This is a genomic window from Pseudoduganella sp. R-31 (assembly GCF_049913235.1).
GTDB lineage: Bacteria > Pseudomonadota > Gammaproteobacteria > Burkholderiales > Burkholderiaceae_D > Rugamonas.
The window spans coordinates 798,502-823,990 of record NZ_CP183986.1; the positions used below are offsets into that span (position 1 = coordinate 798,502).

The window sequence follows — 25,489 nt, forward strand, 5'->3', positions numbered from 1 at the left end:
GTCAAATTGAGCAAAATGGCGCCGGCTGGCGCTGAACCGCTACAATGCCGGCATGTCTTTACCAGCACCTTCCCCCGACGCGCTGGCCGCGTCCCAAGCCCTGCAGCGCCTGATTGCCGACGACATCGCGCGGCAAGGCGGCGCCATTCCGTTCTCCCGCTTCATGGAGCTGGCGCTGTATGCGCCCGGCCTGGGCTATTACAGCGGCGGCGCCGCCAAGCTGGGCAAGGATGGCGATTTTACAACCGCACCCGAGCTGAGCGCCCTGTTCGGGCAGTCGCTGGCGCATGTTGCAGCCGCTATTATGGACCAAAGCGCGCCGCATATCCTTGAATTCGGCGCTGGAACGGGCAAGCTGGCGAGGGATATCCTGACCGAGGCGGCGCAAGCCGGCATCGTGGTCGAAAGCTATTCCATCGTCGAACTCTCCGGCGAACTGCGCGCCCGCCAGCAAGAGCTGCTGCGCGCCTTCCCGCAGGTGCGCTGGCTGGATGCCCTGCCGGAATCGTTTGAAGGCGCGGTATTCGGCAACGAAGTGCTGGATGCCATGCCGGTCGACGTGATCACCCTGGCCGACAGCGGCTGGCAGTCGCTGCACGTGGCCGCCGAGGCCGACGAGGCAGGCGGCGCATGCTTCGCCTGGCGCCCGGTGGCGGCCGACGCCGCGCTGCAGTCGCAGATCGAGCGCCAGGTTCCTGATACGAAAGCGCTGCCGGTCGGCTATGTGACCGAAGTGCACGGCGCCGGCTGCGGCTTCATGGCCACGCTGGCCGCCATGCTTGCAAAAGGCAAAGGCGCCGCCTTCCTGTTTGATTATGGCTTCCCGGCGCGCGAATACTACCTGGGCGACCGCGCCACCGGCACCCTGATGTGCCACTACCGCCACCACGCCCACGCGGAACCGTTCTACCTGCCAGGCCTGCAGGACATCACCGCCCACGTCGACTTCACGGCGATGGCGCTGGCGGCGCAGGACGCGGGCGCCGACGTCATGGCATATAACAGCCAGGCCGGCTTCCTGATCGGCGCCGGCATCGGTGAGCTGATGCAGCGTTTCGACCCGGCTGACGCCCTGAATTACCTGCCGCACGCTAACGCACTGCAGAAATTGCTTTCTCCAGCCGAAATGGGAGAATTGTTCAAGGTGCTGGTGATTGGCCATGGCATTGAATTGCCGGGTCAATTGCTGCGTAGCGACCGCAGCCACCGTTTGTAATATGATTGAGAGATGGGAAAGATACATACTCACTATGACAACCTCAAGGTAGCGCGTGGCGCGCCACAGGAAGTCATACGTGCTGCTTACAAGGCCCTGAGCCAGAAATATCATCCTGACAAGAATCCCGGGGATGAGAAGGCGGCCCGCATCATGGCGATCGTCAACACGGCCTATGGCACCTTGTCCGATCCGCAACGCCGCAAGGAGCACGACGAGTGGATCACCCAGGAAGAATGGGAAATCGAATGGCTGGAGAGCACCAGGCACGAGCCGGCGCATGAGCCGGGCTGGTCCGACCAGCTTGACCTGCCGCGCCGGCGCCGGGTGCTGAAGTCCTGGCGCTTCTGGGGCACGGTGGGCGGCGCCGCCGCAGCCGGCTGGCTGGGCGGGGTGCTGACGGTGACCGAGCCGCGCGCCATGTCCAGCGTGTTGGCCGGCGCCTGGGGCGGCAAGCCTCCTGCCGAATTGACCGCCACTGCCGCCGCCACCCCGAAAATCCACCCGCCGCGGGTAGAAAAAGTCACCCCCGACGATGGCTGGGCCGTCGCCAAGCCATACTCGCCGGAACCGTCGGTCTCTGCTGCAGCAGCACCGCCGATCAAGGTGCTGGCCCTGTCGCAGGTAGTGCTGCCCGGCGCCGCGGTCGATTGCGAGGCCGAGGTTGCCCCATCAGTCGCGCCGAACGGCGAACCATGGCCGGTCCAGTCCGGCTACGTGGAAGGTTTCCCGGTCGGGAACAAGGGCGAAGACATGCAGCTGACGCTGGACAACAGTGCCAACGCCGCCCCGGTCTTCATCAAGGTGTACGACCTCGAGCGCCGCTCAAATGTGCGCTACGCCTACGTGCAGCCGCACGACAAGCTGGTAGTCGACCAGCTATCGAACGGCAAATACGAAATTCGCTACCAGAACCTGAACCTCGGCGCCGGCCAAAACGGCTGTACGCACAAATGAAAGTCGGGGTCAGGTCTGGCAATCCGCCACATTTTTCGCGATGCGAAAAATGTGGCGGATTGCCAGACCTGACCCCGACTTTTGTCTTTTAAGCCGCGCCGGCGGTCAGCGTTTCGCTCAGGCCCATTTCAGGGCTGGCCATCAGGCGGTAGATGTCCACCAGGATCAGCATGCGTTCGTCGATCGTGCCGAGGCCGATCATGTATTCGGAGCTGAAGGCGGTGCCCATGTCCGGCGCCGGCTTGATCTGCTCGGGTGTCAGCGTGGTCACGTCGGAGACCGAGTCCACTACCATGCCCACCACGCGGCCATTGATGTTGAGGATGATGACCACCGTAAACTGGTCATACACCGGCTCGCCCAGCTTGAACTTGATGCGCATGTCCACTACCGGGATGATGATGCCGCGCAAGTTGATCACGCCCTTGATGAATTCGGGCGCATTGGCGATGCGGGTTACCGCTTCGTAACCGCGGATCTCTTGCACTTTCAGGATATCGATGCCGTACTCTTCGGAACCCAGCTTGAATGCCAGGAATTCCTTGCCTTGGCTCGCGTCTTCTTGCGCAGTAACTTGCATGGTTTTTTTCCTTTAGCAAAATCTGTGTTGTCAAAGCGTATCAGAGTGCAAAGCGATTTACGAGCGGGCAATTTTTAATTGCTAGCTAAGTCAAATCTGATTATGCTGGATGTAAAGATTAGCGCATTTTGACCAAGGAGACTTCATGGCGGACCCTCAAGCCGTCGATGACAACTGGCTGCTCGAAGAAGACGAGGAAGAGAAGCAGCCGACATCGACAGGATCCCCAGAACAGCGGCTGTGGCGCGTGCTGATTGTGGACGACGACCAGGACGTGCATGCGGTGACCCGCCTGGCGCTGCGCAATGTCAGTTTCAAGGGGCGCGAGCTGGAGTTGTTCTCGGCCTACAGCGGCCGCGAGGCATTCGAGATCCTGCGCGACACGCCGGACATCGCCCTGGTATTGCTCGACGTGGTGATGGAGACCGACGATGCTGGCCTGCTGCTGGCGCGCCGCATCCGTGAGGAGCTGCACAATTCCATCGTGCGCGTGGTGCTGCGCACCGGCCAGCCGGGCCAGGCGCCGGAACAGCGCGTCATCATCGAATACGACATCAACGATTACAAGGCCAAGACCGAGCTGACCACGCAGAAGCTGTTCACCACCGTGATCTCGGCCTTGCGCGCGTACGAAAGCCTGAACATGCTGGAGCGCTCGCGCATCGGCCTGGGCAAGATCCTGGCCGGCGCGACCAACCTGTACCAGATCCATTCGTTGCGCGAATTCGCGTCGGGCGTGCTGAACCAGGTGTCGGCCATCCTCGACGTGGGCGCGGACGGCGTGCTGTGCCTGATGCAGGTCGACACCGGCGACACGACCGTGGTGGCGGCGACCGGCGGTTATGCGCCGTTGGCGGAAAAGGAACAGATGCCGGAAAGCCATCCGCTGTGGCCGACCATCCAGAAGGCGTTCAAGGAAAAGAAAAGCCAGTTCGAACACCCGGCCAATGTGCTGTTCATCCATACCCAGGAGAGCCGCGACGTGCTGATTTCGGTGACGCCGCCCTGGCCGCTGGCCCAGATCCAGCGCGACCTGCTGGAAGTGTTCTGCGAGCGTATCGCCGCTGCCTTCGACAACCTGTACATGTTCGGCCAGCTGCGCAAGGCGCAGGAGGCCACGGTGGTGGCGCTGGCCGACCTGGCCGAATTCCGCGACGGCTGCACCGGCGGCCATGTGCGGCGCGTGCAGCAGCTGTCCTCGGCTATCGCGGCACGCATGAAAGAGCGCGGCATCTACGATGACGAGCTGACCCCGCAACTGGTCGACATGATCGGCCTCGCTTCGATCCTGCATGACGTGGGCAAGGTCGCCACCCCGGACCATATTCTGCTGAAGCCTGGGCCCCACACCGACGACGAGCGTGCGCTGATGCAAACCCATGCTGCCGTCGGGCGCAGCGTGCTGGAGCGTGCAGCCAATATGGTCGATGGCGTCAGCTACCTGACTTACGGCGCGGAAATCGCCGGCGGCCACCATGAGCACTGGGATGGCGGCGGCTACCCGAACCAGCTCAAGGGCAAGCAGATTCCTTTGTCGGCGCGTATCGTGGCCGTGGTCGATGTCTTCGATTCCTTGCTGCACGAACGTCCGTACAAGGAGCCGTGGCCGTATCCGGAAGTCATGACCTACATCCGTGACCGTTCCGGCACCCAGTTCGATCCCGAGGTGGTGGCAGCCCTGAACGACGTGGTTGAACGCAACCCGGGCCTGGGCCAGTCCTGAGCAAAACCCGCTGAGGCAACCCGACTGTGGCAGCCGCGCCGCGCTGCCACCTTCATTCTCACCAAAGTTCACGGCATGCAGCGTGCAAGCGCTAAAATAAGGACAGCCCTCGCTCTTGTCCTACGCCGAAAGCCATGAATGAACTGAAGGGCCTGACAGCGCTGGTCATCGAGCCCAACCCCAGCATGCGCGCCAGCTTGCACAATATGCTGAGCTTGTGCGGTTTGGTGCGTATTGACGATGCCGCCAGTTCCAACCAGGCCATCCGCGCGCTGGAAACCCGGATCTACGACCTGGTCCTGTGCGAATACGCCCTGGAAGGCGGCCAGGATGGCCAGCAAATGCTGGAAGACCTGCGCCACCACCGCCTGGTCAATGCCTCCACCATGTTCTTCATGGTCACCGGCGAAGGCGAGTTCAGCAAGGTAGTCAGCGCCGCCGAGCTGATGCCCAACGATTACATCCTCAAGCCTTTCGCAGCCGATGCCATGCTGGAGCGCATCTGGCGCGCGCTCGACCGGCGCAACGCCTTGCTGCCGGTGTACCAGTTGATCGACATGGGCGATTTGCGCGCAGCGATCGAAGCTTGCGAGGAAGGCGAGGAAGCGCAGCCGCGCTTTGCCATGGACTTTCGCCGCCTGCGCGCCGAAATGCACATCCAGGCCGGCGAACCGGACCTGGCGGAACCGCTGTATGCCGAACTGTGGGACAGCCGCCAGGTACCCTGGGCACGGCTGGGCCAGGCCAAGACCCTGTACCTGCGCGGCCGCTACGATGAAGCGCGCGGTATGCTGGAAGACCTGCTGGGCAGGAATACCCGCTTCCTCGATGCCTACGACTGGCTGGCGCGCACGCATGAAGCAAATGGCGACCCGGCGGCAGCGCAAGCCGTACTGGCCAATGCGGTTGAACTGTCGCCGCACGCGGTGCGCCGCCTGCGGCGGCTGGGCGAAGTGGCGCTGGAGGCGGGCGACGTCGATGGCGCCGAGCGCGCTTTCAAGCAGGTGGTCAGCAAGACCCGCTATTCCGAGTTCCGCACGCCGGAAGACCATGCCAGGCTGGCGCAAACCCTGGTCAAGAAGGGCGACCCGGTGCAGGCTGCCGCCGTGATCCGCGACCTCGACAAGTCGCTGTCGGGCACGCCCAACGCCGACGTGTGCAGCGCCATCGCCTCGGCCGCGCTGCATGAATTCACCGGCAACGTGGCGCGCATGAATGCCTCGCTGGACTATGCAGTGACGGGCGTGCGCACGGCCAGCGGCCTGTCGAATGAAATGAAGATGGAACTGGCGCGCACCTGCCTGGAGGTGGGCAAGGAGGAGCAGGCGACGGAAGTGATGCGTGACGTCATGCGCAACTCCGCCACGCCGGGCGCCATGGAGCGCGCCATGCGCATGATGGAAAAGAGCGGCCATGCCGAGTTGGGCCAGCGCCTGGCCGACGAAAGCCGCAACGAGGTCGGCGAGATGGTGGCCGCCGGCGCGGCGCTGGCCAAGAAGGGCGATTTCCGCGGTGCGGTCGACCTGATGCTGGAAGCCGTGGCCAAGCTGCCGGACAACTCGCAGGTGGCCTTCAACGCGGCGGTCGCCATCCTGAAATGCCTGGAAAACGAAGGCTGGGACGATGCCCTCGGGCGCCATGCGCTGGCGCTGGTGGCCACGGTGCGCCGCCTTGATCCTGCCAACGACAAGCTGAACGCGCTGGCCGGCCTGCACCAGGACATATTGAAGAAATACAACATCCGTCCCGCCGCGCGGCGCGAAGCCGGGGTGCGCGTCGCGATCTGATAGCCGCTGGGGCTACAATGGGCTATGAGCTCCCATCCACCAGAAGAACGCCCGGTCCGCGCCTACCTGCTGAAAAAGCTATGCAGCGACGACGAGGGCTTGTTTGCGCTTGGCGTGTCGATCGCGCGCGTAGTGCAAATGGCTGACTCGGACGACCAGGGCACGCAAAGCCTGGCCTACCACGTGCTGTCCGACGTCGCGCTGACGCAGAAGATCCTGCGCCTGGCCAATACGCCGCAGTACCGCCAGGCGTCGGGGGCGCCGGTAACCACAATTTCCCATGCAATTTCGCTGCTTGGTTTCGATAACGTGAAAACCACGGCGCTGGCCATGCTGCTGGTCGACACCATGGCCAACAGCAAGCATGCGCAAAGCGTGCGGGTCGAGCTCGAAGCAGCGCTGTGCGCCAGCCTGGTGGGGCGTGAACTGGCGCGCTACAGCCCTTACCAGAAGGCGGAAGAAGCGGCCATCGGCGCGTTGTTCAAGAACCTGGGGCCGTTGCTGATTGCCTCGCGCGAGCATGAGCGCTTCCGCGAAATCAATGCCCTGGTCGTGGCTGGCGAACATTCGCAGGCCCAGGCTTCGCAAATGATCCTGGGCAGCACCTACGACACCTTGACGGCGACCGTGCTGCGCGAATGGAAGATTCCCGATGTGATCATCCGCTCGTTGACTCCCTTGTATGGCAGCACCTTGCGGCCACCGGCGGACCGCACGGAGTGGATACGGCAGGTGGTGCACTTCAGCATGGATGCGGCACGTGCACTGACCCGGCTGGGCGGCGCGGCTGCCGACGACGTGCGGCTGCTGCACCAGCGCTTCGGCAATGCGCTCGGGCTGGAGCGCGAACAGGTGACCACGGTGCTGACCCGCGCGCGCAGCAGCATGGATGCCTTGTTGAACAGCATGCAGCTGGATGGCGCTTCCGGCGGCAGTGCCGGTGAGCCGGGCGATCCTTACGCGGAATCGGCCGAGGCGCCGGGACCGGCGGGGACCTTGCCGAGCGTGCTGGCGCTGGCCAGCCTGGATGCGGGCGCGAAGGAGGGCGCTTACCCGAGCGGCAAGCCGTATGATGCACGCGAACAGCTGCTGGCGGGGGTGCAGGAGCTGACCGAGATGCGGGTGGAGGGCAAGGCGCGCGTCAATGAGCTGGTGCAGGCGGTGCTGGAGACTTTGTATCGCAGCATGGGCTTCCGCTTTGCGACGGTGTGCCTGAAGGATGCGAAGACGGGGCAGTTCCGGGCGCGTATCGCGCTGGGCGATAAGCGGGCCTTGCGCCTGGAGGGGTTTGTGTTTCCGCTGCAGGGCAAGGATCTGTTCCACCTGGCGCTGGATAACGATGCGGATTTGATGATCGCGGATGCGAATGTGGCCAAGATCCGCGACCTGCTGCCGAAGTGGCATCTGGATCTGTTGCCCGATGCGCGCAGCTTTATCGTGCTGCCGCTGGTGGTGCAGGGCGTGCAGCTTGGCTTGTTCTATGCGGATCGGGCGCTGCCGGCGCCGGAAGGCGTGCCGCCGGATGAGACTTCGCTGATTCGGGCGTTGAAGGCGCAGGTGTTGGCGGCTTTGTCGCCCTAGAACCGGTAAACCCGGGTCCGACCCAAGGGTCAGACCCTTCTCAAAAAGTCAAAGGCCCGGAACCACCCCCGCGGCAGGGAAGCCGTTGGGGGTCTGACCCTTCGGGTCTGACCCCGGTTTACCGGTTTTAAGCGGTCTCCGGCAGCCGCCCGGCAAGAGCCTCAAACTCAGAAACCGGCATCGGCCGCGCAAACAGATACCCCTGCGCCTCGTTGCAATACTTGCTGCGCAAGAATTCCACCTGCGCCTCGGTTTCAACACCCTCCGCCACCACCCCCAGCCCCAGCGCATGCGCCAGCCCGATGGTCGCGGTAACGATCACCGCATCATTCGGATCGCTCTCGATATCCTTCACAAACCCCCGGTCGATCTTGATCCGGTCGATCTCGAACAACTTCAGGTAGCTGAGCGACGAATACCCGGTCCCGAAATCATCGATCGCCACCTTGATCCCGCGCGCCCGCAGCTCGCGCAACAGTTCGCGGCTACGCTCCGGATCCTGCATCGCCGCCGATTCGGTGATTTCCAGCTCCAGCAAGGAGGGATCAATCCCGCTCTCGCGCAGCAACTGGTCCAGCAGCGGCAACAGCGCACCGCCGTGGCACTGGCGCGCCGACAGGTTGACCGCCAGCCGCAACGAACCTTCCCAGCGTCGCAGCAGGCCAACGGTCTGCTGCAGCACCCATTCCCCCAGCGGCAGGATCAGCCCCGACTCTTCCGCGATCGGAATGAAGCGAGCCGGGCCCACCATGCCCAGCTCCGGATGGTGCCAGCGCAGCAGCACCTCCGCGCCGATCACGCGGCGCGTGGCCAGTTCCACCTGCGGCTGCAGGTAAAGCTCGAATTCCTTGCGCTCCAGCGCCTGCCACAGGCGGTTCTCCATCATCAGCCGGTCGTGGGTGGCGGCATTCATGGCCGCTTCGAAGAACTGGAAGTTGCCGCGGCCCTGGCTCTTGGCCGCATACATCGCCGTATCCGCATGGCGCAGCAGTGTGGCGCTGTCGTGGCCATCGGGCGGGAACATGGCCACGCCGACGCTGGTGCCGGTGTGGATGGTCTTGCCCGCCAGCTGGAACGGCTCGGCCAGGGCGGCCACGATGCGCACGGCAATCTGGCTCGCTTCGGCCGGCGTCACGTTGCCGCCCGTGACCACGATGAATTCATCGCCGCCCAGCCGGGCGATGGTGTCGACTTCGCGCAGCAAGTCGCGCAGGCGGTCGGCCACGGCCACCAGCAACTGGTCGCCGGTGGCGTGGCCGTGGGTATCGTTGATTTTCTTGAAGTGGTCGAGGTCGAGGAACATCACTGCCGCCGTGCCGTTCGCGCGCCGGGTTTGCGCCAGCAGCTGGTCGAGGCGCAGGTTGAGCGACAGGCGGTTATCCAGACCGGTCAGCGGATCGTGGTGGGCCAGCTTGTAGATGCGTTCCTGCGCGCGCTGCTGCTCGGTCAGGTCGTGCAGGATGGCGACGAACACATTGCCGTCGGGGAGCTCGACCTCGCTCACTGAAATTGCAATCGGCAAGATGCTGCCATCGTGCCGGCGTCCGCTTGATTCGTGTTCGTGGGTGGCGCCGCCGGCGATATTGCGCAGCAGGCGCGCCGCGCTGTCGCTTTCCGCTTCCGGCAGCAGGATCGCCAGCGGCATGCCCGACAGCGCTTCCGTCGGATAGCCAAACAGGCGGCAGGCCGCCGCGTTGGCAGACACCAGCAAGCCCTCGGCATCGATGGTCAGGATGGCGTCGGCCGCCTTGTCGAGGATGGCCTGCAGGCGCGCTTCGCGTTCGCGCAAGCGTATCGTGCTTTCTTTCACCTGTTGCTGGATCTGGGCGCGTTCGCCGCTGGTCAGCAGCATCAGGGCGCCGAGCAGGCCGGTCAGCATCAGGCCCGCGCTCAGGACCAGCCAGCTTTGCCAGCCATGCTGGTGCACCATGTAGGCCGCCGAGGGAACCAGCACCAGTTCGTAGTCGCGGCCGCCAAGGCTGAGCTTGCGCCAATAGTCTTCGTCGTTCGGCGCGCGCGACAGCTGGTCGATCAGCGTTGTCGGGCCGGGCATGCTGCGATCCACCAGGCGCGCCTGGATATGCGGGAAATCGGCGTTGGCCAGCGCCCCGTTGACGTAGGAGTCGATCTGCATGGCCAGCAGCAGCATGCCCGCCGCCGGCTGGCCGTCGCCCGGGTCGACGGCTTGCAGCAAGACCACGCCGCTGCCTTCGCCAGGCGTGGAGAGTGCCACCGGTGCGCTGGCGACCGGCTTGCCGGTACGCAGCGCCTCATGCACCGCTTGGGCGCGTACCGGTTCGGCCAGCCAGTCCAGGCCCTGGTAATGGCGGCGCGCGGCAGGCTCGATGAACAGTGTCACCATGTGGTCGCCTGGCGGCACCTCTGGCTGCTTGGAGGCGGCGTGGCTGTGCGTGTGGCCGGGACCGGTGGCGGGGGCGATCATGCGGAAATCGGGGTCGATGGCATCGCGCGCCCAGGTTTCGAAAGCCGGCCGTTCCGCCTCCGACACGAGGCGCAACCAGGCCATGGACAGCAATTCAGGGCGCTGGTCGAGGTAACCGTGCGCAATCTTGTCGAAGCCTTGCGCCGACATCACGCGTCCATAGCGGTTGATGGCGCGCGCCATGGCCAGGACATAGCGCTCATGCTCGCTGAAGCGCGACTGCAGCAAGTCGCCTACCTGTTGCGCCTTGAGACGGAAGCCTTCCAGGTGCTGCCGGGTTTCCCAGCGCGCCACCAGCACGTACAGCATGACGCACAGGGTGACCAGGAACAGTTGCGGCACGCCCACCAGCAGGCGGCGGCGCTGCCACAGCGCGCGCGGCTGGCCGAACAGCACCCAGCACAGCGGCGCCGCAAGCAGGACGCCGATGGCATCGCCGATCCACCAGGTGAGCCAGCTTGTCAGCAGCTCCGCTGGGGCAATGGCGCCGGCGGCAACGGCCGCAAGATTGGACAGCGTACTGCTCACCAGCGTGACGCAAACCGCCAGCAACAGGAAGCGCAGCACATCGCGGCCGGCGCCGATTTCCGGGCGGATGGCGCGCTGGAAATACAGGCCGCCCAGCCAGGCTTGCAGGGCGGAGCCGAAAGCGGCGGCAAGCGCAGCCAGTCCTTGCGGCAACGGTGGCAGGGTCAGCGGATTGGGCGCGCCCGGCAGGGGCAGGAAATTGATCAGCAGGGCGCCGACCGCAACCCCTGGCAGCAAGCGCGGGCCAAAGGTGACCACGCCAGCCAGGGCAATCCCGGCCGGCAGGAAGAGCGGGCTGGCATAACCGGGCGCCAGCGACAGGTAGAGGCAAAAGCGGCCGATGACCGCGTAAGCCGCCAGCATCAGCAGGTTGGCGGCCAATGTTTGCGGCCAGCCGGGAGAGGTATTCTTCACAGAATGAGCGCTCGGAGGCACAGGACAAGTTGACCGATTTTATAGCAAACGGTGCAACCCAAAAACAACACTTGCAAATTTGCAGGACTAGCCATTACAATCTCGCCCCGAAGCGCACGTCATGCAGCGTTTGCGAAATAAGCAAATAACGTTCTTGACAGTGTTAGAAAGTTGCTTCATACTCTGCGGTTCCTTCGCGGAGGGGTGGCCGAGTGGTTAAAGGCAGCAGACTGTAAATCTGCCCTCTTATGAGTACACTGGTTCGAATCCAGTCCCCTCCACCAAAGCTTGCAGGAAGCTGAGTGAAGAGTAGTAGTCGAAAGTAGTCGGAACCTCGCGGGTGTAGCTCAATGGTAGAGCTGAAGCCTTCCAAGCTTAAGACGAGGGTTCGATTCCCTTCACCCGCTCCATAGCAGCACAGTAGTAAAAATAAGCCCTTGTAGCTCAGTGGTAGAGCACTCCCTTGGTAAGGGAGAGGCCACGTGTTCAATCCACGTCAAGGGCACCAGAATTCTGCAGTATCTATCTGTTAGTCGGGCGCGTGCCCAGCAAATCAACATTTGTTAGGAGTCTAAAATGGCAAAAGAAAAGTTCGAGCGGACTAAGCCGCACGTGAACGTTGGCACCATCGGTCACGTTGACCATGGCAAGACCACCCTGACCGCCGCAATCGCAACCGTCCTGTCGAAGAAGTTCGGCGGCGAAGCGAAAGCTTACGACCAGATCGACGCTGCTCCAGAAGAAAAAGCACGCGGCATTACCATCAACACCGCCCACGTCGAGTACGAGACCGCATCGCGTCACTACGCTCACGTTGACTGCCCAGGCCACGCCGACTACATCAAGAACATGATTACCGGTGCTGCGCAGATGGACGGCGCGATCCTGGTTTGCTCCGCAGCTGACGGCCCAATGCCACAGACCCGCGAGCACATCCTGCTGGCACGTCAGGTTGGCGTTCCATACATCATCGTGTTCCTGAACAAGTGCGACCTGGTTGACGACGCAGAACTGCTGGAGCTGGTCGAAATGGAAGTGCGCGAGCTGCTGTCCAAGTACGAATTCCCAGGCGACGACCTGCCAATCATCAAGGGTTCGGCACGTATGGCCCTGGAAGGCGCTGCTGGCGAAATGGGCGAAGACTGCATCATGCGTCTGGCTGATGCGCTGGATTCCTACATCCCAACCCCAGAGCGCGCTGTTGACGGCACCTTCCTGATGCCAGTGGAAGACGTGTTCTCGATCTCCGGCCGCGGCACCGTGGTGACCGGTCGTGTTGAGCGCGGCGTGATCAAGGTCGGCGAAGAAATCGAAATCGTTGGTATCGTTGACACCGTCAAGACCACCTGCACCGGCGTGGAAATGTTCCGCAAGCTGCTGGACCAGGGTCAGGCCGGCGACAACGTTGGTCTGCTGCTGCGCGGCACCAAGCGTGAAGACGTTCAGCGTGGTCAGGTTCTGGCGAAGCCAGGCTCGATCAAGCCGCACGCTCACTTCACCGGCGAGATCTACGTTCTGTCGAAAGATGAAGGCGGCCGTCACACCCCGTTCTTCAACAACTACCGTCCACAGTTCTACTTCCGTACCACCGACGTGACCGGCTCCATCGAGCTGCCAGCGGACAAGGAAATGGTTATGCCAGGCGACAACGTCTCCATCACCGTGAAGCTGATCTCCCCGATCGCTATGGAAGAAGGCCTGCGCTTCGCAATCCGCGAAGGTGGTCGTACCGTTGGCGCCGGCGTGGTTGCCAAGATCATCGACTAAGTAGTCGAAAAGAATCCAGCCAAGACTAGCGCCCGTCGCTGATGGGTGCTAGAATTACGGATTCCACTGTAAAGTTTTACGTAGGGGCGTAGCTCAATTGGCAGAGCGTCGGTCTCCAAAACCGAAGGTTGGGGGTTCGATGCCCTCCGCCCCTGCCACCGAATCTGGTGCAGGGCACCGAAAGTAAAAAGTAAATGTCTAATCAATCCGTGCAAACCGTTAGCACGACGAACGATAAGTTCAAAGTCGTGTTGGCAGTTGTGGCGTTGATTGCAGGCGTGGTCGGATTCTTCGTCCTGACCGGTAAACCAACCCTGGTGCGGGCAGCCGCGCTTGTGGTTGGTTTGCTTATTTCCGCCGGCATCGCGTACACCTCTGCTGCAGGCCGTGATTTCCTGAATTTTGCGAAAGAATCCGTTCGCGAGACCAAGAAAGTTGTTTGGCCGACCCACAAGGAAGCCCGTCAGATCACTCTGATCGTGTTCGCCTTTGTGCTGGTCATGGCGATTTTCCTCTGGGGCACGGATAAGATCCTCGAATTTGTGTTGTACGACCTCATCCTGGGTTGGAAGAAATAATGAGCGAAATTGTACAAGACGAGCCAGGCAAGGAAGAGCCTGCGCAGGCAGTGTCGACGCCAGTCAGCAACAAGCGCTGGTACGTCGTGCACGCCTACTCCGGCATGGAGAAAAGCGTACAGCGCGCCCTGATGGAGCGCGTCGAGCGCGCCGGCATGCAAGACCAGTTCGGCCAGATCCTGGTGCCGACCGAAGAAGTCGTTGAAGTTCGTAACGGCCAGAAGTCCGTTACCGAGCGCCGCTTCTTCCCGGGCTACGTCCTGGTGGAAATGGAAATGACCGACGAAACCTGGCACCTGGTGAAGAACACCAGCAAGGTGACCGGCTTCATCGGCGGCAAGTCGAACAAGCCGACCCCGATTCCTGCGCGCGAGATCGAAAAGATCATGACGCAAATGCAGGAAGGCGTGGAAAAGCCACGTCCAAAAGTGCTGTACGAAGTGGGCGAGCAAGTCCGCATCAAGGATGGCCCGTTCACCGACTTCAACGGCAACGTGGAAGAAGTCAACTACGAGAAATCCAAGGTGCGTGTGTCGGTCACCATCTTCGGTCGCGCTACTCCGGTCGAACTCGAGTTCGGCCAGGTCGAAAAGATCTAAACCGGTAGTTCGGTGTCTGACCCATTGGGTCAGACACCGGTTTGCCGGTTTTGCGGTAAATCGCCTGCCAGCGCGTCTAAGCTGGCAAAACCAAGAGGAGCCCCGCCGCGTGCGGGGCGCTACTACTCAATCCAACGATAGGAAGTGCCCAAATGGCAAAGAAAATCATTGGCTTTATCAAGCTGCAAGTTCCAGCTGGTAAGGCAAACCCATCCCCTCCAATCGGTCCAGCACTGGGCCAGCGCGGTCTGAACATCATGGAATTCTGCAAGGCGTTCAACGCGCAGACCCAAGGTATGGAACCAGGCATGCCAATCCCAGTCGTGATCACTGCGTTCGCGGACAAGTCCTTCACCTTCGTGATGAAGACCCCTCCAGCGACCTTCCTGATCAAGAAGCACTCCGGCGTGCAAAAGGGTTCGTCCAAGCCACATACCGACAAGGTAGGCAAGCTGACCCGCGCTCAAGCTGAAGAAATCGCTAAACTGAAGACCCCGGACCTGACCGCTGCCGACCTGGATGCTGCTGTTCGCACCATCGCTGGTTCCGCACGTTCCATGGGCATCACCGTAGAGGGCATCTAATCATGGCAAAACTGTCCAAGCGCGCTCAAGCCATCAAGGCTAAAGTAGACCGTACCAAAGTGTACGCTTTCGACAACGCTGTCGCCCTGGTTAAAGAACTGGCTACCGCCAAGTTCAACGAATCCATCGACGTGTCCGTTCAACTGGGCGTGGATCCTAAGAAGTCCGACCAGGTTGTGCGTGGTTCCGTGGTTCTGCCAGCTGGCACCGGCAAGACTGTTCGCGTTGCTGTGTTCGCAACCGGCGACAAGGCTGAGCAAGCTAAAGCTGCCGGCGCTGACGTTGTTGGTATGGAAGACCTGGCTGAGCGCGTCAAAGCCGGCGACATGCCTTTCGACATCGTGATCGCTTCCCCAGACACCATGCGTATCGTTGGTACCCTGGGCCAGATCCTGGGCCCACGTGGCCTGATGCCTAACCCGAAAGTTGGCACCGTCACTCCAGACGTGGCTGGCGCCGTGAAGAACGCCAAGGCCGGTCAGGTTCAGTACCGTACCGACAAGGCAGGTATCATCCACGCGACCATCGGCCGCAAGTCGTTCAGCGACGCAGATCTGAAGACCAACCTGGTTGCTCTGATCGACGCCCTGAACAAGGCTAAGCCAGCTTCGTCCAAAGGCGTGTACCTGCGTAAAGTATCCCTGTCGTCCACCATGGGCGCTGGCGTACGCGTAGACCACGCTGGCCTGAACGGCTAAGTTTTACACTTCGGTGCCAGTGGCTGACACGCGCAGCGTGTTGGCCCCTGGCACCGACTGAATAGTATTAAGTCCTCAGCCGGAAGGTTGAGGCGGATCTTTGGGTTGGCGGCGGTTCTGCCGCCGCCATGCCTTCAAAGACCGTTGGGCTCGGAGCATCAGGTAGGCTCTGGGTTAATAGTGAAAGCTCCCAACGCAGATGGTGATCCCGAACAAGTTTATGTAGTCCCTTTAGACTCCTAAACCTCGGACGCCGTTGTTCGAACCGATGCGAGGCGCAAGCCGAGCATTATTTAAGGAGATAGACCGTGGGTCTCAATCTGAATGACAAAAAGGCCGTCGTAGCCGAAGTTTCCGCAAAAGTAGCAACTGCGCAAACTATCGCTGTGGCCGAGTACCGTGGCATCCAGGTTGGTCACTTGACTAAACTCCGTGCTAATGCGCGTGCGCAAGGCGTGTACATCCGTGTTCTGAAGAACACCCTGGCACGTCGTGCAGTAGAAGGCACGCAGTTCGCCGCTCTGGCCGACTCCATGACCGGTCCGCTGATCTACTCGATCTCGGATGATGCTGTTGCTGCAGCGAAAGTCCTCGCCGACTTCGCCAAAACCAACGACAAACTGGTCCTGAAGGCTGGTAACTATGCAGGTAAGCAGCTCGACGTAGCTGGCGTTACCGCACTGGCGAGCATTCCTTCCCGTGAAGTCCTCATTTCGCAGCTGTTGGGCGTTATGCTGGCTCCGGTGTCGGGCTTTGCACGTGGCTTGGCTGCTCTGGCAGCCAAGAAAGAAACCGAAGCTGCTTAATCGCTGGCCTCGTTTCTTAGTCAATACCAATTCTGTAGTACTACAAACAAATTAGGAGTTTCAAATGGCAATTTCCAAAGACGACATCCTGAACGCAGTGTCCGAAATGTCCGTAATGGACCTGAACGAACTGGTCAAGGCATTCGAAGAAAAGTTCGGCGTGTCCGCAGCTGCAATGGCAGCTCCAGCCGCTGGCGGCGCAACCGGCGGCGCAGCTGCTGCTGAAGAGCAAACCGAATTCAACCTGGTTCTGTCCGAAGTCGGCGCTAACAAAGTTGGCGTGATCAAGGCTGTTCGCGAAATCACCGGTCTGGGCCTGAAAGAAGCCAAAGACCTGGTTGACGGCGCACCGAAGACCGTGAAAGAAGCAATGGCTAAGGCCGACGCTGAAGCAGCTAAGAAGAAGCTGGAAGAAGCCGGCGCGAAAGCTGACCTGAAGTAATTGAACCAAGGCGGGTTAACTGCCTTAGTTTAGGAAGCCAATGCGGCGGATCTCTCCCGAAAGGGAGGGTCCGCCCTTGGCTCCTTTGTCGTCTCTGAAGTAGAAGTTGTTGTTTTCTAGTGAATTGAGCTTTGCGAAGCGCGCCCGCAACGCTGAATTCTCTACCTTTTCCTGTCTCACACGGAGTGTCCATGCACTACTCATTTACTGAGAAGAAACGCATTCGCAAGTCCTTTGCGAAACGCGCCAACGTCCACAACGTTCCGTTCCTGCTGGCTACCCAGCTCGAGTCGTACGAGAACTTCTTGCAAGAGCACACTCCCGTTGCAAACCGCAAGAACGAAGGCCTGCAATCGGCTTTCACGTCGATCTTCCCAATCGTTTCCCACAACGGCTTCGCCCGTCTGGAATTCCTGTCCTACGTTCTGGGTGACCCGGCGTTCGACGTCAAGGAATGCCAACTGCGCGGCCTGACCTTCGCTTCCCCGCTGCGCGCCAAAGTGCGCCTGGTGATCCTGGACAAGGAATCGCCAACCAAGCCGGTCGTGAAGGAAATGAAGGAACAGGAAGTCTACATGGGCGAACTGCCCCTGATGACGACCACCGGCTCGTTCGTGATCAATGGTACCGAGCGTGTCATCGTATCCCAGCTGCACCGTTCGCCAGGCGTGTTCTTCGAGCACGACCGCGGCAAGACCCACTCGTCCGGCAAGCTGCTGTTCTCGGCACGTATCATTCCTTACCGCGGTTCCTGGCTGGACTTCGAGTTCGACCCGAAAGACATCCTGTACTTCCGCGTCGACCGCCGCCGCAAGATGCCGGTATCGATCCTGCTGAAGGCGATCGGCATGACCCCGGAACAGATCCTGGCGAACTTCTTCGTCTTCGACAACTTCAACCTGCGTTCGGAAGGCGCGGAGATGGAGTTCGTGTCCGAACGCCTGCGCGGTGAAGTCGCGCGCTTCGACATCGTCGATCCGAAGTCGGGCAAGACCATCGTCACCAAGGACAAGCGTATCAACGCCAAGCACGTGCGCGAAATCGAAGCAGCCGGCATCCAGCACATCTCCGTGCCGGAAGACTACCTGCTGGGCCGCGTACTGGCGAAGAACATCGTTGATCCGGAAACCGGCGAAGTGGTGGCACTGGCCAACGACGAGCTGACCGAAGACACCCTGGGCAAGCTGCGCGAAGCCAATATCTCCGCGATCCAGACCCTGTACACCAACGACCTGGACCAGGGCGGCTACATCTCCCAGACCCTGCGTATCGACGACACTGCCGACCAGACCGCAGCCCGTATCGCGATCTACCGCATGATGCGTCCTGGCGAACCGCCAACCGAAGAGTCGGTGGAAGCCCTGTTCAACGGCCTGTTCTACAGCGCCGACCGCTACGACCTGTCCGCCGTGGGCCGCATGAAGTTCAACCGCCGTATCGGCCGTGACGAACTGACCGGCGCCATGACCCTGTCGAACGACGACGTGCTGGCCGTGATCAAGATCCTGGTTGAGCTGCGCAATGGCCGCGGCGAAGTCGACGATATCGACCACCTGGGTAACCGCCGCGTACGTTGCGTGGGCGAACTGGCCGAGAACCAGTTCCGCGCCGGCCTGGTGCGCGTTGAGCGCGCCGTCAAGGAACGCCTGGGCCAGGCCGAAGCCGACAACCTGATGCCGCACGACCTGATCAACTCCAAGCCGATCTCGGCTGCTATCCGTGAGTTCTTCGGTTCGTCCCAGCTGTCGCAGTTCATGGACCAGACCAACCCGCTGTCGGAAATCACCCACAAGCGCCGCGTATCGGCCCTGGGCCCTGGCGGCCTGACCCGCGAACGCGCAGGCTTCGAGGTGCGAGACGTTCACCCGACCCACTACGGCCGTGTGTGCCCGATCGAAACGCCTGAAGGCCCGAACATTGGTCTGATCAACTCGCTGGCACTGTACGCCCGCCTGAACGAGTACGGCTTCCTGGAAACCCCGTACCGTAAAGTTGAAAACAGCAAGGTGACCGACAAGATCGATTACCTGTCCGCGATCGAAGAAGGCCGCTACATCATCGCCCAGGCAAACGCCAAAGTGAATGAAGAAGGCCAACTGGTCGACGAACTGGTATCGTCCCGTGAAGCCGGCGAAACCATTCTGGTCTCCCCAGAGCGCGTGCAGTACATGGACGTTGCGCCAGGCCAGATCGTGTCCGTTGCAGCATCGCTGATTCCATTCCTGGAACACGATGACGCGAACCGTGCACTGATGGGCGCCAACATGCAGCGTCAGGCCGTGCCTTGCCTGCGTCCTGAAAAGGCGCTGGTCGGTACCGGTATCGAACGTACCGTGGCAGTCGACTCCGGCACCACCGTGCAGGCCCTGCGCGGCGGCGTGGTGGACTACATCGACGCGGGCCGCGTCGTGATCCGCGTGAACGACGAAGAAGCACAGGCTGGCGAAGTCGGTGTGGACATCTACAACCTGATCAAGTACACCCGTTCCAACCAGAACACCAACATCAACCAGCGTCCGATCGTCAAAGTGGGCGACCGTGTGGCCAAGGGCGACGTGATCGCCGACGGCGCATCGACCGACCTGGGCGAACTGGCACTGGGCCAGAACATGACCGTGGCCTTCATGCCATGGAACGGCCTGAACTTCGAAGACTCGATCCTGATCTCGGAAAACGTCGTGAAAGACGACCGTTACACCTCGATCCACATCGAAGAACTGTCCGTTGTTGCCCGTGACACCAAGCTGGGCGCGGAAGAAATCACCCGCGATATTTCGAACCTGGCAGAGAACCAACTGGCTCGCCTGGACGAGTCCGGCATCGTGTACATCGGCGCTGAAGTGCAAGCCGGCGACGTGCTGGTCGGTAAGGTGACCCCGAAAGGCGAAACCCAGCTGACCCCGGAAGAGAAGCTGCTGCGCGCGATCTTCGGCGAAAAAGCATCCGACGTGAAAGACACCTCGCTGCGCGTTCCATCCGGCATGGTTGGTACCGTCATCGACGTGCAAGTGTTCACCCGCGAAGGCATCCCACGCGACAAGCGCGCCCAGCAGATCATCGACGATGAACTGAAGCGCTACCGCCTGGACCTGAACGACCAGATGCGTATCGTGGAAGGCGACGCCTTCCAGCGTCTGGAAAAGATGATGATCGGCCAAGTGGTCAACGGCGGTCCGAAGAAGCTGGCCAAAGGCGCCAAGGTCACCAAGGACTACCTGGACGACCTGGACAAGTTCCACTGGTTCGACATCCGTCCTGCCGACGAAGACATGGCCAAAGCCCTGGAAGCCATCAAGGAATCCATCGCCGAGAAGCGCCACCAGTTCGACCTGGCCTTCGAAGAGAAGCGCAAGAAGCTGACCCAGGGCGACGAACTGCAGCCTGGCGTGCAGAAGATGGTCAAGGTGTACCTGGCCGTTAAACGCCGCCTGCAGTCCGGCGACAAGATGGCAGGCCGCCACGGTAACAAGGGTGTTGTGTCCCGTATCGTTCCGGTGGAGGACATGCCATACATGGCTGACGGTACCCCGGCAGACGTGGTGCTGAACCCACTGGGCGTTCCGTCCCGTATGAACGTTGGCCAGATCCTGGAAACCCACCTGGGTTGGGCAGCGAAGGGCCTGGGCATCCGTATCGGCGAAATGCTGCAAGCGCAGATCAAGGTCGAAGAGATGCGCAAGTACCTGACCACCGTGTACAACGAGTCCGGCGCCAAGGAAGACATCGCTTCCCTGTCCGACGACGAGATCATGAAGCTGGCATACAACCTGAAGAAGGGTGTGCCGTTCGCGACTCCGGTGTTCGACGGCGCGCACGAATCGGAAATCCGCCGCATGCTGGACCTGGCGTATCCGGACGATATCGCCAAGCACCTGGGCATGACCCCGTCCAAGAACCAGGTCACCATGTACGACGGCCGCACCGGCGAAGCGTTCGAGCGCAAAGTCACCGTGGGCGTGATGCACATGCTGAAGCTGCACCACCTGGTCGACGACAAGATGCACGCCCGTTCCACCGGTCCTTACTCGCTGGTGACGCAGCAGCCTCTGGGCGGTAAAGCCCAGTTCGGCGGCCAGCGCTTCGGTGAGATGGAGGTGTGGGCACTGGAAGCGTACGGCGCGTCCTACGTGCTGCAAGAAATGCTGACCGTGAAGTCCGACGACGTGAACGGCCGTACCAAAGTGTACGAAAACCTCGTCAAGGGCGACCACGTGATCGACGCCGGCATGCCGGAATCGTTCAACGTGCTGGTGAAAGAGATCCGCTCGCTGGGTATCGATATCGACCTCGAGCGCAACTAAAACCGGTAAAGCAGTGTCTGACCCGCAGGGTCAGACACTGAGCCCGCGGCAGCCGCGTACCGGGTGTCGGACCCAGTGGGTCTGACACCGGTTTACCGGTTTTAAGTAAGTAAAGAATTCGTCACTATCTGGAGTGATACATGAAAGCCCTGCTCGATTTATTCAAGCAAGTACAGCAAAACGAGTCGTTCGACGCGATCAAGATCGGTCTGGCCTCTCCTGAGAAAATCCGTTCGTGGTCCTACGGCGAAGTCAAAAAGCCGGAGACCATCAACTACCGTACCTTCAAGCCAGAGCGCGATGGCCTGTTCTGCGCCAAGATCTTTGGCCCGATCAAGGACTACGAATGCCTGTGCGGCAAGTACAAGCGCCTGAAGCACCGCGGTGTCATCTGCGAAAAGTGCGGCGTTGAAGTGACCCTGGCCAAAGTGCGCCGTGAGCGCATGGGCCACATCGAACTGGCTTCGCCGGTTGCCCACATCTGGTTCCTGAAATCGCTGCCGTCGCGCCTGGGCATGGTCCTGGACATGACCCTGCGCGATATCGAACGCGTCCTGTATTTCGAAGCATACGTCGTGACCGATCCAGGCATGACCCCGCTGAAGAAGTGCCAGATCATGTCGGAAGACGACTACGCCGCCAAGTACGAAGAGTACGGCGACGACTTTACCGCCTTCATGGGCGCTGAAGGTATCCGCGAACTGCTGCGCTCGATCGACATCCACCGCGATGCCGAAGCCCTGCGCGTGGAACTGAAGGAATCGAAGTCCGAAGCGAAGATCAAGAAGTACGCCAAGCGCCTGAAAGTGCTGGAAGCATTCCAGCGTTCCGGCATCAAGCCAGACTGGATGATCATGGAAGTGCTGCCGGTGCTGCCACCGGAACTGCGTCCACTGGTCCCGCTGGATGGCGGCCGCTTCGCGACCTCCGACCTGAACGACCTGTATCGCCGCGTCATCAACCGTAACAACCGTCTGAAGCGCCTGATGGAGCTGCGTGCTCCAGAGATCATCACGCGTAACGAAAAGCGCATGCTGCAGGAAGCAGTTGACTCGCTGCTGGACAACGGCCGTCGCGGCAAAGCGATGACCGGCGCTAACAAGCGTCCGCTGAAGTCGCTGGCTGAAATGATCAAGGGTAAGGGCGGCCGCTTCCGTCAGAACTTGCTGGGTAAGCGCGTCGACTACTCCGGCCGTTCCGTGATCGTGGTGGGTCCACAGCTGAAACTGCACCAGTGCGGTCTGCCAAAGCTGATGGCCCTGGAACTGTTCAAGCCATTCATCTTCAACAAGCTGGAACTGATGGGTCTCGCGACCACCATCAAGGCCGCCAAGAAGCTGGTCGAAGTGCAAGAGCCAGTGGTGTGGGACATCCTGGAAGAAGTGATCCGCGAACATCCGATCATGCTGAACCGTGCACCAACCCTGCACCGTCTCGGTATCCAGGCTTTCGAGCCTGTGCTGATCGAAGGTAAAGCGATCCAGCTGCACCCGCTCGTCTGCGCCGCGTTCAACGCGGACTTCGACGGTGACCAGATGGCAGTCCACGTTCCTCTGTCGATCGAAGCACAGATGGAAGCCCGCACCCTGATGCTGGCTTCGAACAACATCCTGTTCCCATCGAACGGCGAACCATCGATCGTTCCTTCCCAGGATATCGTGCTGGGCCTGTACTACGCGACCCGCGAAGCAGTGAACGCCAAGGGCGAAGGCATGATGTTCCCGGACGTGTCGGAAGTGATCCGCGCGTACGACAACAAGGAAGTGGAACTGGCGACCCGCATCACCGTGCGTATCGTTGAGAATCCAAAGGATCCAGCAACCGGCGAGTTCGTCCGTACCGTGACCCGTTACGAGACCACCGTTGGCCGCGCCATCCTGTCCGAGATCCTGCCGAAAGGCCTGCCATTCAGCGTACTGAACCGTCCGCTGAAGAAGAAAGAGATCTCCAAGCTGATCAACACTTCCTTCCGCAAGTGCGGCCTGCGCGCAACCGTGGTGTTTGCCGACCAGTTGATGCAGTCGGGCTTCCGCCTGGCAACCCGCGCCGGTATTTCGATCTGCGTGGACGACATGCTGGTACCGGAAGTGAAGAAGACCCTGATCGCGACCGCCGAAGCGGAAGTGAAGCAGATCGAGCAGCAGTACGCTTCCGGTCTGGTCACCGCCGGCGAACGTTACAACAAGGTCGTCGACATCTGGGGCAAGACCTCCGACGAAGTCGGCAAGGCGATGATGGACCACCTGAAGGTGGAAGACGTGGTGCGCCGCGACGGCACCCAGTCGACCCAGGAATCGTTCAACGCGATTTACATGATGGCCGACTCCGGTGCGCGTGGTTCCGCAGCACAGATTCGCCAGCTGGCCGGTATGCGAGGCCTGATGGCCAAGCCAGACGGCTCGATTATCGAGACGCCAATTACCGCGAACTTCCGCGAAGGCCTGAACGTTCTGCAGTACTTCATCTCGACCCACGGCGCTCGTAAAGGTCTGGCCGACACCGCGCTGAAGACCGCGAACTCCGGTTACCTGACCCGTCGTCTGGTCGACGTGACCCAGGACCTGGTGGTGATCGAAGACGATTGCGGCACTTCCAACGGCACCCTGATGAAGGCGATGGTCGAAGGCGGTGAAGTGATCGAAGCCCTGCGCGACCGTATCCTCGGCCGCGTGGCAGGCACCGACATCGTCAACCCAGAGACCCAGGCTACCCTGTACGAAGCCGGCACCCTGCTGGACGAAGACATGGTGGAAGAGATCGAACGCGTCGGCATCGACGAAGTGAAGGTCCGTACCCCGCTGACTTGCGACACCCGCTACGGCCTGTGCGCCAAGTGCTACGGCCGCGACCTGGGCCGCGGCCTGCTGGTCAACGCCGGCGAAGCAGTCGGTGTGGTGGCAGCGCAGTCGATCGGTGAACCTGGTACCCAGCTGACCATGCGTACCTTCCACATCGGTGGTGCGGCATCGCGTGCAGCAGTGGCATCGTCCGTCGAAGCCAAGTCGAACGGCACCGTGCGCTTCACCGCCACGATGCGTTACGTCACCAACGGCAAGGGCGCCCAGATCGTCATTTCCCGTTCCGGCGAAGTGCTGATCACCGACGACCACGGCCGTGAGCGCGAGCGTCACAAGGTACCGTACGGCGCGACCCTGATCGTCAAGGATGGCATGGCTGTGAAGGCCGGCGCTCCTCTGGCAACCTGGGACCCGCTGACCCGTCCGATCATTACCGAGTACGCCGGTACCATCCGCTTCGAGAACATCGAAGAAGGCGTGACCGTGGCTCGCCAGGTCGACGAAGTGACCGGCCTGGCCACCCTGGTGGTGATCGACGCCAAGCGTCGTGGTTCCCCAGGCAAGGCCCTGCGTCCACAGGTGAAACTGCTGAACGAAGACGGCGGCGAAGTGAAGATCGCCGGCACCGAACACGCAGTGGCGATCGGCTTCCAGGTCGGCGCGCTGATCATGGTGAAAGACGGCCAGCAAGTGTCCGTGGGTGAGGTTCTGGCGCGTATCCCGACCGAATCGCAGAAGACCCGAGACATTACCGGTGGTCTGCCACGCGTGGCGGAACTGTTCGAAGCACGTTCGCCGAAAGACGCGGGCATGCTGGCGGAAGTCACCGGTACCGTGGCCTTCGGTAAGGAAACCAAGGGCAAGCAGCGTCTGGAAATCACCGACATGGACGGCAACAAGCACGAGTTCCTGATTACCAAGGACAAGCAAGTGCTGGTGCACGACGGCCAGGTGGTGAACAAGGGCGAGATGATCGTGGACGGCCCTGCCGATCCGCAAGACATCCTGCGCCTGCTGGGTATCGAAGCGCTGGCACGCTACATCGTTGACGAAGTGCAGGACGTGTACCGACTGCAGGGCGTGAAGATCAACGACAAGCACATCGAGGTGATCGTTCGCCAGATGCTGCGCCGCGTGCAGATCACCAACGCCGGCGACACCGACTACATCGTCGGCGAGCAGGTGGAGCGTTCCGAACTGCTGGAAGAAAACGATCGCGTCAATGCCCTGAACAAGATCCCTGCAACGTACGAAAACGTACTGCTGGGTATTACCAAGGCATCGCTGTCGACCGACTCCTTCATCTCGGCCGCATCGTTCCAGGAAACCACCCGCGTGCTGACCGAAGCCGCGATCATGGGCAAGCGCGACGGTCTGCGCGGCCTGAAGGAAAACGTCATCGTCGGCCGCCTGATCCCAGGCGGTACCGGCCTGGCCTTCCACCGCGCCCGCAAAGAGAAGGAAGTGTGGGAAGCCGAAGAGCGCAAAGCGCTGCTGGAAGCAGAACGCGCCGCGATCGTGGCCGAACTGCCAGCGGACGAACCGCACCACAGCGACGAAGCGTAATCCGCTTCAACGCCAGAAAAAACGCCACCTTCGGGTGGCGTTTTTTTTTGCGCTACGGCAGAGCCCGTGTCACACCATGGGGTCACACCCCAAGGGTGACACGGGCTCTTCAGTTGATCCT

Annotated in this window: 16 protein-coding genes and 4 tRNA genes; 18 read left to right on the forward strand and 2 right to left on the reverse strand. The window is 61.2% G+C overall.

Annotation, left to right across the window (positions count from 1 at the left end; all coding sequences use genetic code 11):
• Positions 1 to 52: 52 nt before the first annotated feature.
• Positions 53 to 1,216 carry a class I SAM-dependent methyltransferase gene (locus tag ACN9MY_RS03660; protein ID WP_426336842.1) on the forward strand — a complete coding sequence of 388 codons (1,164 nt, stop codon included), beginning with the start codon at positions 53 to 55 and terminating at the stop codon, positions 1,214 to 1,216.
• Between the two features lie 12 nt (positions 1,217 to 1,228).
• Entirely contained in the window at positions 1,229 to 2,173 is a 945-nt protein-coding gene (locus ACN9MY_RS03665) for a J domain-containing protein (RefSeq protein ID WP_426167600.1), read from the forward strand.
• An 88-nt stretch (positions 2,174 to 2,261) separates the two neighbouring features.
• Here ACN9MY_RS03665 and ACN9MY_RS03670 read toward each other — a convergent pair whose 3' ends face one another.
• On the reverse strand, positions 2,262 to 2,753 hold the full coding sequence (locus ACN9MY_RS03670; RefSeq protein WP_426167602.1) for a chemotaxis protein CheW: 492 nt from the start codon (positions 2,751 to 2,753) through the stop codon (positions 2,262 to 2,264).
• 145 nt (positions 2,754 to 2,898) lie between these two features.
• Here ACN9MY_RS03670 and ACN9MY_RS03675 point away from each other — a divergent pair, with 145 nt between their 5' ends.
• The 3 genes from ACN9MY_RS03675 to ACN9MY_RS03685 all read left to right on the forward strand — a co-directional run bounded on the left by ACN9MY_RS03675 (position 2,899) and on the right by ACN9MY_RS03685 (position 7,844).
• Positions 2,899 to 4,476 carry a DUF3369 domain-containing protein gene (locus ACN9MY_RS03675; RefSeq protein WP_426336843.1) on the forward strand — a complete coding sequence of 526 codons (1,578 nt, stop codon included), beginning with the start codon at positions 2,899 to 2,901 and terminating at the stop codon, positions 4,474 to 4,476.
• Between the two features lie 134 nt (positions 4,477 to 4,610).
• Entirely contained in the window at positions 4,611 to 6,263 is a 1,653-nt protein-coding gene (locus tag ACN9MY_RS03680) for a tetratricopeptide repeat protein (RefSeq protein ID WP_426336844.1), read from the forward strand.
• Between the two features lie 24 nt (positions 6,264 to 6,287).
• Positions 6,288 to 7,844, forward strand: a complete 1,557-nt coding sequence (locus tag ACN9MY_RS03685; protein ID WP_426167608.1) for an HDOD domain-containing protein — start codon at positions 6,288 to 6,290, stop codon at positions 7,842 to 7,844.
• Positions 7,845 to 7,971: 127 nt separating this feature from the next.
• Here ACN9MY_RS03685 and ACN9MY_RS03690 read toward each other — a convergent pair whose 3' ends face one another.
• Entirely contained in the window at positions 7,972 to 11,229 is a 3,258-nt protein-coding gene (locus tag ACN9MY_RS03690) for an EAL domain-containing protein (RefSeq protein WP_426336845.1), read from the reverse strand.
• A 198-nt stretch (positions 11,230 to 11,427) separates the two neighbouring features.
• On the opposite strand from ACN9MY_RS03690, the gene ACN9MY_RS03695 reads away from it, so the two are divergent.
• From ACN9MY_RS03695 to rpoC, 13 genes are all read left to right on the forward strand, one after another.
• Positions 11,428 to 11,513: transfer RNA gene (locus ACN9MY_RS03695), tRNA-Tyr, on the forward strand.
• A gap of 52 nt (positions 11,514 to 11,565) precedes the next feature.
• Positions 11,566 to 11,639 (forward strand) — tRNA-Gly (locus ACN9MY_RS03700).
• A 23-nt stretch (positions 11,640 to 11,662) separates the two neighbouring features.
• Positions 11,663 to 11,737, forward strand: a tRNA-Thr gene (locus ACN9MY_RS03705).
• 68 nt (positions 11,738 to 11,805) lie between these two features.
• On the forward strand, positions 11,806 to 12,996 hold the full coding sequence (gene tuf / locus ACN9MY_RS03710; RefSeq protein ID WP_426320585.1) for an elongation factor Tu: 1,191 nt from the start codon (positions 11,806 to 11,808) through the stop codon (positions 12,994 to 12,996).
• 82 nt (positions 12,997 to 13,078) lie between these two features.
• Positions 13,079 to 13,154, forward strand: a tRNA-Trp gene (locus ACN9MY_RS03715).
• A 36-nt stretch (positions 13,155 to 13,190) separates the two neighbouring features.
• Positions 13,191 to 13,574, forward strand: coding sequence for a preprotein translocase subunit SecE (gene secE / locus ACN9MY_RS03720; RefSeq protein ID WP_090436079.1), 384 nt, complete (start codon positions 13,191 to 13,193; stop codon positions 13,572 to 13,574).
• Positions 13,574 to 14,173: a transcription termination/antitermination protein NusG gene (gene nusG, locus ACN9MY_RS03725; RefSeq protein WP_426167614.1), complete on the forward strand. Its 600-nt coding sequence runs from the start codon at positions 13,574 to 13,576 to the stop codon at positions 14,171 to 14,173. Before secE ends, nusG begins: the two co-directional genes overlap by 1 nt.
• A gap of 152 nt (positions 14,174 to 14,325) precedes the next feature.
• Entirely contained in the window at positions 14,326 to 14,757 is a 432-nt protein-coding gene (gene rplK, locus ACN9MY_RS03730; RefSeq protein WP_130316656.1) for a 50S ribosomal protein L11, read from the forward strand.
• A 2-nt stretch (positions 14,758 to 14,759) separates the two neighbouring features.
• Positions 14,760 to 15,455: a 50S ribosomal protein L1 gene (gene rplA / locus ACN9MY_RS03735; protein ID WP_130316657.1), complete on the forward strand. Its 696-nt coding sequence runs from the start codon at positions 14,760 to 14,762 to the stop codon at positions 15,453 to 15,455.
• 308 nt (positions 15,456 to 15,763) lie between these two features.
• Complete coding sequence (gene rplJ, locus ACN9MY_RS03740) at positions 15,764 to 16,261, forward strand: 50S ribosomal protein L10 (protein WP_028103002.1); 498 nt, start codon at positions 15,764 to 15,766, stop codon at positions 16,259 to 16,261.
• A gap of 64 nt (positions 16,262 to 16,325) precedes the next feature.
• Positions 16,326 to 16,703: a 50S ribosomal protein L7/L12 gene (rplL, locus tag ACN9MY_RS03745; protein WP_155452697.1), complete on the forward strand. Its 378-nt coding sequence runs from the start codon at positions 16,326 to 16,328 to the stop codon at positions 16,701 to 16,703.
• Between the two features lie 191 nt (positions 16,704 to 16,894).
• Positions 16,895 to 21,004 (forward strand): DNA-directed RNA polymerase subunit beta, encoded by a 4,110-nt coding sequence (gene rpoB, locus ACN9MY_RS03750; RefSeq protein ID WP_426167617.1) that lies wholly within the window; start codon positions 16,895 to 16,897, stop codon positions 21,002 to 21,004.
• A gap of 140 nt (positions 21,005 to 21,144) precedes the next feature.
• Complete coding sequence (gene rpoC, locus ACN9MY_RS03755; protein ID WP_426167619.1) at positions 21,145 to 25,368, forward strand: DNA-directed RNA polymerase subunit beta'; 4,224 nt, start codon at positions 21,145 to 21,147, stop codon at positions 25,366 to 25,368.
• Positions 25,369 to 25,489 lie beyond the last annotated feature (121 nt).